This window comes from Micromonospora rosaria (assembly GCF_001567585.1).
GTDB lineage: Bacteria > Actinomycetota > Actinomycetes > Mycobacteriales > Micromonosporaceae > Micromonospora > Micromonospora rosaria.
On the sequence record NZ_LRQV01000213.1, the window covers coordinates 1 to 7,430 of the forward strand.

Genomic DNA, 7,430 nt, shown 5'->3' on the forward strand with positions numbered 1-7,430 from the left:
CACGCCGAACGGTCACACCATTTCAGGCGCCACCACCGACTTCGACACACGCCCTAGTTCCGCAAGGTACGACGGATACGGGGCCTGTGGCGTGCACTCGCCGCAGGCCCCGTCCGCGACAGCCGGACCGGAGCTCTTGATTCTCACGTCACTTGAGACGTCATAGTGGCGGCCATGGACACGCTCTACTCGATCGGGGATGTCGCCCGACGTACCGGCCTGAGCGTCAGCGCGATCAGGTTCTACTCCGACACGGGAATCATCACCCCCACCGGGCACACCGACGCCGGCCACCGGCGCTACGACATCCGGGCCGTGGCCCGCCTCGAACTTGTCGGTACCCTCCGCGATCTGGGCGCCAGCCTCGACGACATCCGTCAGTTGCTGGCCGACCAGATCACGCTGCGGGATCTCGCCACCGCCCACCTGGTCCTCGTCGAGCGGCACCTGAGCCGCTTCCGCGCCCGCCGGGCCGTGCTACGGACCATCGTCAGACTCGACAGCGCCACCGAACAGGTGGGCCTCATGCAGAAGCTCGTGTCCCTGTCCGACGACGAGCGTGACCAGCTCGTCGAGGACTTCTGGGCGCAGGTCACCGAGGGCCTCGACCTCCACGACCTCGTCGACTACCTGCGCCCGTGGCGGCCCAGGCTGCCGGAGGAGCCGACCTGCGAGCAGCTGGAGGCCTGGATCGAGCTGGCCGACATGGTGCGGGACGACGCCTTCCGGCAGGAGGTCCGGCACCTCTTCCACGAGACCTTCGCCCCGGCGGCGGCACGCGAGCGGGACAGCCCACCGACCGACGCGGAGGTCGAGCACCAGGTCGCGATCCTCGCCGAGGCCAGGGCCGCTGCCGAAGCCGGGCTGCCGGTCGACTCACCCCAGGCCCGGGAGCTGGCCGGGCGGTACGTCACGTCGGTCGCGGCGCTCGTCGGGGACCAGGACATCGCCGAGGTCCGACGTCAGATCGCCGCCGCCGACCCGGGGCCACACGTGGCCCGGCACGTCGACCTGCTCGGCAGGTACCACGCGCTGACCGCCACGATCAACGGCACGCCGCGACCGGAACAGGGCCCCGACGCCACCACCAGCGCGCCAGCCTCCACCTGGCTGCACGCTGCCGTCACGGCGCTGAGCTGACCAGCCCATGGCCGCCCGGCCGCAGCACGTCGCCCACTCCTGGAGTCCGGCCCGGGTCCGGGTACCGCCGAGGCCGGCCGCCGCCTGCGGACGTCCGCCCGGAATATCGGAAGGCGTGCGTGACCACCACTGGCCATACTGGCGTCATGAAGCTTGCCGAGGCGCTCGCGCTGCGGGCGGACGCATCGCGGCGCGTCGAACAACTCCGTGCCCGCATCGCCGCCAGCGCGCGGTACCAGGAGGGTGAGACCCCTGCCGAGGACGCCGCAGCGCTCCTCACCGAGGCGCGCGAGGTGCTCGACGACCTGGAGTCGCTGATCCGGCGGATCAACCGCACCAACGCCGCCACCCAGGTCGAGGGCGGCACCCTCACCGACGCGCTGGCGCGCCGGGACGTCCTGCGACTGCGGCACGGGCTGGTCACCTCCGCCGCGTCCGCCGCAGCCGGGGAGGGGCAGCGCGGGCACCGGCAGTTGCGCTCGGAGCTGCGGATGATCCCGGCGCTGCCGGTGGCGGAGTTGCGCGGCCAGGCCGACGACCTCGCGCGGCAGCTACGCGAGGTCGACACGGTGATCCAGCGGACGAACTGGGAGGTCGAGCTGCTGGACTGAGACGGGTGCGGAGCAGGTAGCCGACGTGGAGGCGTGCACGACCCGGGAGCCGGGTATTCCGGCTCACTCCTGGCGCGCCGAGGGCAGGCGCAGGGGTTCGACTCCCCGGCACACCGCGCACGCCCAGCACCGCTCACAGGTGACGGCGCACGGGGCACACCGCACCACCGGGTGCAGATCCACGACGGCGAGGGTGGGACAGGGGTTTCCGCACCCTGGAGTACGCCACGAGGTCACCACGGCGGTCGCTGCCCCCGCCACAGCATCAATCCACCGCGTACAAGCGGTTCACGTCGACGAGCTGGACGCCGGGCTCTGCGGCCGCCATGGACCGAAGGTCGTCGGTGAAGCCGCCGCCGCTGAACAGCAGCAGCCGACACCGGTCGGCCAGGACACCGTCGCGGCGACGCAACAGGCCACGGACGTGCGCCAGGTGTTGCAGGTGGCTGACTCCGACAATCTCGTGCCACTTTGCCTCGCCGATCGCGAGTAGCTCCTCGCGGCCCTGATCGTCGCGGCCGAAGACCGCCATGTCCACCTCATGCTGAGTGCGGGCGGCCGGGTCGTTGACGACACCGGCCGCGACCCTGGTCGGAAAGCCGCCGAGAAGGTCTGGGTCCGCCTCCCAGCGGGCCCACTCGCGGCAGATCGTCTCGAAGTGCGGGCCGACGACCTTACTGAGGAAAGTGCGCTGCAGTCGGGGCCAGACCTGCCGAGACCGGCCCGCACGTTCCAGGTCACCCCATGCCGGCCGCATGACGGCGTGGTAGAAGGTGAGCAGGGGCTCGGCGATCCGGTACACACCCTTGTTGCTCTTGAACGCATCGTCCTCCCGTACGACCAAGCCGACGTCTTCCAGAACACCCAACGGGTGGGTCAAGTCGGACGGCTGCCGGCCCAGGAAATTCGCGATCTCCCCGCGTCGGGTACGCCCGTCCGCGATCGCAGCCAGCACCGAGTGATACAAGGCAGGGTCACGGATGTCAGGCTCCTCCGCCAACAGGTAACGAGCCTCCCGGAACAACGGGCGGGCCGGGTTCAACACGGCACGCACTACCCAGTCGTCGAAATCGTCTGGCCCTGCCGGCGAGTCGTCCTGCGTGAACTCGTGCCGGTAAGCAGGGGTGCCTCCGACGATCGCGTTGACCAAGAGGGCGGTGCGCGGATCGACGATCCCCCAGAAGCGGGCCGCAGCTTGGTAGTCCAGCGTCCGGACCACCAACTCCAAGCCGGCTCGACCCCGCAGCGGCGCGGTGCCGGACAGCAAGCCGCCCATGAACGACAGCGCCGAGCCGCACAACAGCAGCCGCACGCGGGTGTTCGACCGCTGCCCCGCTGGATCGAGCGCCCGCTGGATGATCGAGGGCAGCGCCGGACTGGCACGGGCCAGGAAGGGAAACTCGTCGATCACCACCGGAAGCGGCCCGGCAGGGGCGAGGGTCATCGTCCGCGTGATCGCCTCTTCCCAGTTCACGAACCGCAGCGGGGTCGCCTCACCCAGATAGCCGCCGAGCGCCTCACCGTACTGGCGCAACGCGTCAGCCTCAGAGGATTCCGTGGCAGTGAACATGAACCCGCCACTCACCCGAACCAGGGCGTCGAGCAGGAACGTCTTGCCCTGACGCCGACGGCCGGACACCACACCCAGGGTCGCCCCGGCCCGAGGCACACGCGCAAACCGGACCAACTCACTCCACTCGACCTCGCGGTCGAATATCTCCGCTGGCTTCTCCACGATCACCCTCGCACACGCCTGCATGTAAGTGTAGTTACACTAACTATACTTACATCCAGGCCGAGTCGTCGCGGATTCCCACCACGGCATCCGCGCTCGCCGCATTCCGGTCACGGCAAGCTGCTTGACCTTCTCCGGGGCGCCCCACGGCCGCCGACAGGCGCTTCTGTCCCACGCCATCGACCAGCTATGGGTGCGAGTGGCCATGTGGTTGCAAGCCCTCGTCCGCGCCCTGAAGGCGTCACGACGGGGGCGGAGACGGCGCCGGCGAGCGCGGATCAGTGCAGAGGAGCGCCGCCGTCAGCGAGGCCGTCGAGCAGTTCATCGCCAACCCGGGACACTTCCTCCACCGCAACGCGCTCATCCCCAAGGTGAACCTCGGTGCCCTCCGGATCGAACACTTCACCCTGCGCCCCGCGCCCGACGTCCACCGCCTCGGCGCCGACGGCAGCGGGGTCCCCGCCTGGGAGGTGGTCCTCACCCGGCCACCACCGTGGCGTCGTTCCAGGCCTTCTGGTGCTCTAATCCGGCGAGCGGGGATGCTCCGACAGCTTCGCCAGCGCCGACTGCCGGTTCGTCCTGACTCCCACGCTCGACGGCTGCACGATCGCCTACCGGCAGGAAGCCGACCGTCTGCGGGTCGGGCACTACAACTCACCCACGACCCCACCGACGCCGGCACCCGGGTCATCGACCCGGCCACCGTCGACGCCCGCGTCGCGGCCGACTTCGCCGCCCCGGGTCCGGTACGACGCCTGCGCAAGCCGGACTACAAACTCGCCACCGACCTGCGCGGCGGCGAAGGCGTGCAGGTCACCGTCGTCGGTGTCCGCCGGGACTCCGACGACCCCCTCGGCCACTCGCCGGCACCCAGCACCACGGTCTTCCCCTGGACTTCCTGTATCAGAAGCGCCAGATCCGCGCCGACGCCCGCGGCTGGAACGACCTCCAGTTCAGCGGCGTCCACACGTTCTAGCCGCCCTCTCCCAGGTCGTCACCCACCACGCGGACCCCGCACATTCCGCCACCGACCCGAGGCCGGTGCCGACACGCGGGCCACCCGCAGGCCCCGACAGCCACCGCGCCGCCACACGGGACCGTGGCGTACCGCTGTCGCGCCTGCCGCCTCGACGCGGCGCACCCGCACGGACGCACCGCGTCGAGGCGGTGTGGACGGGCGACACCCCGCGCCGGCACCGACACCGACAGATCGCGCGCCCCTCTCTGCCGACGCGCCCCGAGAGGCACGCTCGGGTCAGGATCGGGCCGCCTGGAGGCGGGCGGCAGAGGGGGTCACCGGGTCCGGAGCAGGCCCCGTCTGGTCATGTAGGCGCGCAACGTCTCGGCGTCCTCGGCGGACATCAGGTGGCGCGGGATCACCGTCGCCGGCATCCGGTCGACGTACACGATCCAGAACTCAGGAGTCGGTCTCACCTGGCTGACCCCGTCCCAGGCAATGCCACCGGACTCCGAGCCGCTGCGCATCATGATGTTGTTGTCGGAGATGTCGTAACTGCCCTCGACGGCGTACCGACTGGAGCGGCGCCGGGCGCGCAGGCGCACCCACGGCGCGTACAGCATCGACAGCACACCACCCACGACCAGCGACAACCACAGCGACGAGAACTGCTCCCCCCGGGCGAACCCCCGCGAGACGGCGAGACCGATCACCCCGACCGCCACCAGCACCCCGCCGACATAGCCGTACCTGCGCAGCCGAACACTGCTCAACGCAGCGGCCACCCGACCTGGATAGTCGGGATCGGCGGGGACGTCGAAACGAATGTGCACGCCAGAACGATAGTGCCCGCACCCGCCCCGGCAGCGCCGGACGCCCGACCCGCCGGCCGGATCGGCGACACCGCCGGCGGCCAGTGGCAGGACGGTGACCTGCCGGAGGTCGAACGGACAGGCCCTACCGGACGTCGTAGGTCAGCTGAACCATGCCGTTGCCGAAACGGCGTTCCCGCCGGAGGGACAGCGGCGTCCGTACCTTGTCAGGCAGCACTCGTGTCCCTCCCCCGACGAGGATCGGGCACACCAGCAACTCGACCACATCGACGACGCCGAGTTGCAGGGCGCTGTGCGCGAGTCGCGGGCCCTCGACCGTCAGATCCCCCGACGCCTCGGCGCGAGCAGACGTGACCGCCTCGGTCGTCAGGGCCCGCTCCAGCCGCGTGTGCCGTGTCCACACCTTCGGCAAGGTGGTGGAGAACACCACCTTCTGCGCGGCCTGCCACGTCGTGGCATAGGCAGCGGACTCCGCCGACTGAGCGGCGACCGCCGGGTCGGTCTCCCACCCGACCATCGCCTCGTACATCCGCCGGCCGTAGAGGTACGTGCTGACGGTGACCGCGTCGGCGTTGAGCGCGGCGATGACCTCCTCGTCAGGCACCGCCCACGAGTAGTCGCCCCTGGCATCGGTGTGGTAGCCGTCAAGAGATGACGCAACGGAGTAGATGACACGGTTCATCCGTCGAGGCTAAGGCCTCGCGAATCCCGGACCCTCTTTCCGGTCCCTGACGCCGACACGGTCGCGTGCGCCCGTCGCCTACCGTGGGCCGTCGCTGATCCGACGTCGAAGGGGTGGACGCCAATGGGCCGCACACGGCTGTACCTGGTACGCCACGGCGAGCAGGATCCGGCCTGCGGTCACGCCCCCGACGGCGGCCTCTCGCCGCACGGCAGGGACCAGGCAGAACGACTGGGCCAACGGCTACGCACGGTGCCGTTCACGGCCATCCACCACAGCCCGCTGCCCCGAGCGGCCCAGACGGCCGCCATCGTCGCCGGTTACCTCCCCCGGGTGCCGGCACACGCCTGCGACCTCGTGACGGACCGCACACCGGTGCCCTCCCCCGGTCAGCGCGACAGCTACCCCGGCCGGTGGCACACCTGGCTCGACGGCGTGCCCCCGGACGAGCGTGACGAGGACGCGCTGGTGCTCCGGGCTGCCGTCGACCATTTCGGCGTCACCAGCGCCGGCGACCGGGACGAACTGCTGATCACGCACAACTTCGTGATCGGCTGGTTCGTCCGCCACGTCCTCGACGCCCCGACCTGGCGGTGGATCGGACTACACCAGGACAACTGCGCGATCACCGTCGTCCAGTGGGCATCCGACCGCCCTCCGGTCCTGGTCAGCTACAACGACACCGGGCACCTACCGCCGTAGCCCCGACATGCGGCGCGAGCACCACGAGGGGTCCGCCTGAGGCCGGTGGGTCGTCACCGCGCCTCTGGCTCGCCGTGCCAGCATCGCCCGGTGCGCAACGAGCAACGCCTACCCACACGGACGCCCGAGTCACGAGCCTTCGCCGAGCGCGTACAGCTCGTCATGAAGCTGACCTCGCGCCTCAACGCGCTGCCGTTCGACGACCTCGACGGCCGCACGGCGGTCCTCGCCGAGATCTTCGGTCGACCGGTACCCGGGTCGCTGTCCATCCTGCCCCCGTTCTACTGCGACTACGGGCTTGGGACGTCGTTCGGCGAGCGCGTGTTCATCAACCAGGGGTGCTTCCTCCTGGACTACGGTGGCATCACGATCGGTGACCGGGTCCTGATCGGCCCCCGAGTGACCCTGAGCACCGCTGGGCATCCCGTCGAGCTCGACGAGCGGTACGACTTCATCACGCACGCCCCCATCGTCATCGAGGACGACGTGTGGATCGGCGCCGCGGCCACGGTCACCCCCGGCGTCACCATCGGTCGGGGCTCGGTCGTCGGCGCGGGCGCCGTGGTCGCACACGACGTGCCGCCGCTGAGCGTGGTGACGGCACCCGGTGCGGTCGTGCGGAAGCGTCTGCGGCCGGCAGCTCCTGCGACCTCCTGAGGGTCGCGACGTGACCAGCGCACGTCGACCCGAGCGGGGACCAGCGACCGGTGCCGAAGCGTGTCGGCACCGGTCGACGGCGTTCCGCTTCCGGGCGTACGCAGTGCCGTCG

Annotated in this window: 8 protein-coding genes; 4 read left to right on the plus strand and 4 right to left on the minus strand. The window is 70.5% G+C overall.

Features of this window, described 5'->3' with window-relative positions; translation table 11 throughout:
- Positions 1-174: 174 nt before the first annotated feature.
- The gene (locus AWW66_RS30520; RefSeq protein WP_067373803.1) at positions 175-1,140 is read left to right on the plus strand and encodes a MerR family transcriptional regulator; all 966 of its coding nucleotides are present in this window, start codon (positions 175-177) and stop codon (positions 1,138-1,140) included.
- A 146-nt stretch (positions 1,141-1,286) separates the two neighbouring features.
- Positions 1,287-1,751: a DIP1984 family protein gene (locus AWW66_RS30525; RefSeq protein ID WP_067373806.1), complete on the plus strand. Its 465-nt coding sequence runs from the start codon at positions 1,287-1,289 to the stop codon at positions 1,749-1,751.
- Positions 1,752-2,016: 265 nt separating this feature from the next.
- Here AWW66_RS30525 and AWW66_RS30530 read toward each other — a convergent pair whose 3' ends face one another.
- The 4 genes from AWW66_RS30530 to AWW66_RS30545 form a co-directional block, all read right to left on the minus strand.
- The gene (locus AWW66_RS30530; RefSeq protein WP_245648561.1) at positions 2,017-3,492 is read right to left on the minus strand and encodes an AAA family ATPase; all 1,476 of its coding nucleotides are present in this window, start codon (positions 3,490-3,492) and stop codon (positions 2,017-2,019) included.
- 641 nt (positions 3,493-4,133) lie between these two features.
- Complete coding sequence (locus tag AWW66_RS30535) at positions 4,134-4,346, minus strand: hypothetical protein (RefSeq protein ID WP_067373815.1); 213 nt, start codon at positions 4,344-4,346, stop codon at positions 4,134-4,136.
- Positions 4,347-4,779: 433 nt separating this feature from the next.
- Complete coding sequence (locus AWW66_RS30540; RefSeq protein WP_067373818.1) at positions 4,780-5,277, minus strand: YcxB family protein; 498 nt, start codon at positions 5,275-5,277, stop codon at positions 4,780-4,782.
- A 124-nt stretch (positions 5,278-5,401) separates the two neighbouring features.
- Positions 5,402-5,959 carry a dihydrofolate reductase family protein gene (locus AWW66_RS30545; protein WP_067373821.1) on the minus strand — a complete coding sequence of 186 codons (558 nt, stop codon included), beginning with the start codon at positions 5,957-5,959 and terminating at the stop codon, positions 5,402-5,404.
- A gap of 123 nt (positions 5,960-6,082) precedes the next feature.
- Between AWW66_RS30545 and AWW66_RS30550 the strand changes: the two genes are divergently transcribed.
- Together AWW66_RS30550 and AWW66_RS30555 are read left to right on the plus strand one after the other, a co-directional pair.
- Positions 6,083-6,661, plus strand: coding sequence for a histidine phosphatase family protein (locus AWW66_RS30550; RefSeq protein WP_067373824.1), 579 nt, complete (start codon positions 6,083-6,085; stop codon positions 6,659-6,661).
- A gap of 90 nt (positions 6,662-6,751) precedes the next feature.
- Positions 6,752-7,318 carry a sugar O-acetyltransferase gene (locus AWW66_RS30555; RefSeq protein ID WP_245648562.1) on the plus strand — a complete coding sequence of 189 codons (567 nt, stop codon included), beginning with the start codon at positions 6,752-6,754 and terminating at the stop codon, positions 7,316-7,318.
- Positions 7,319-7,430 lie beyond the last annotated feature (112 nt).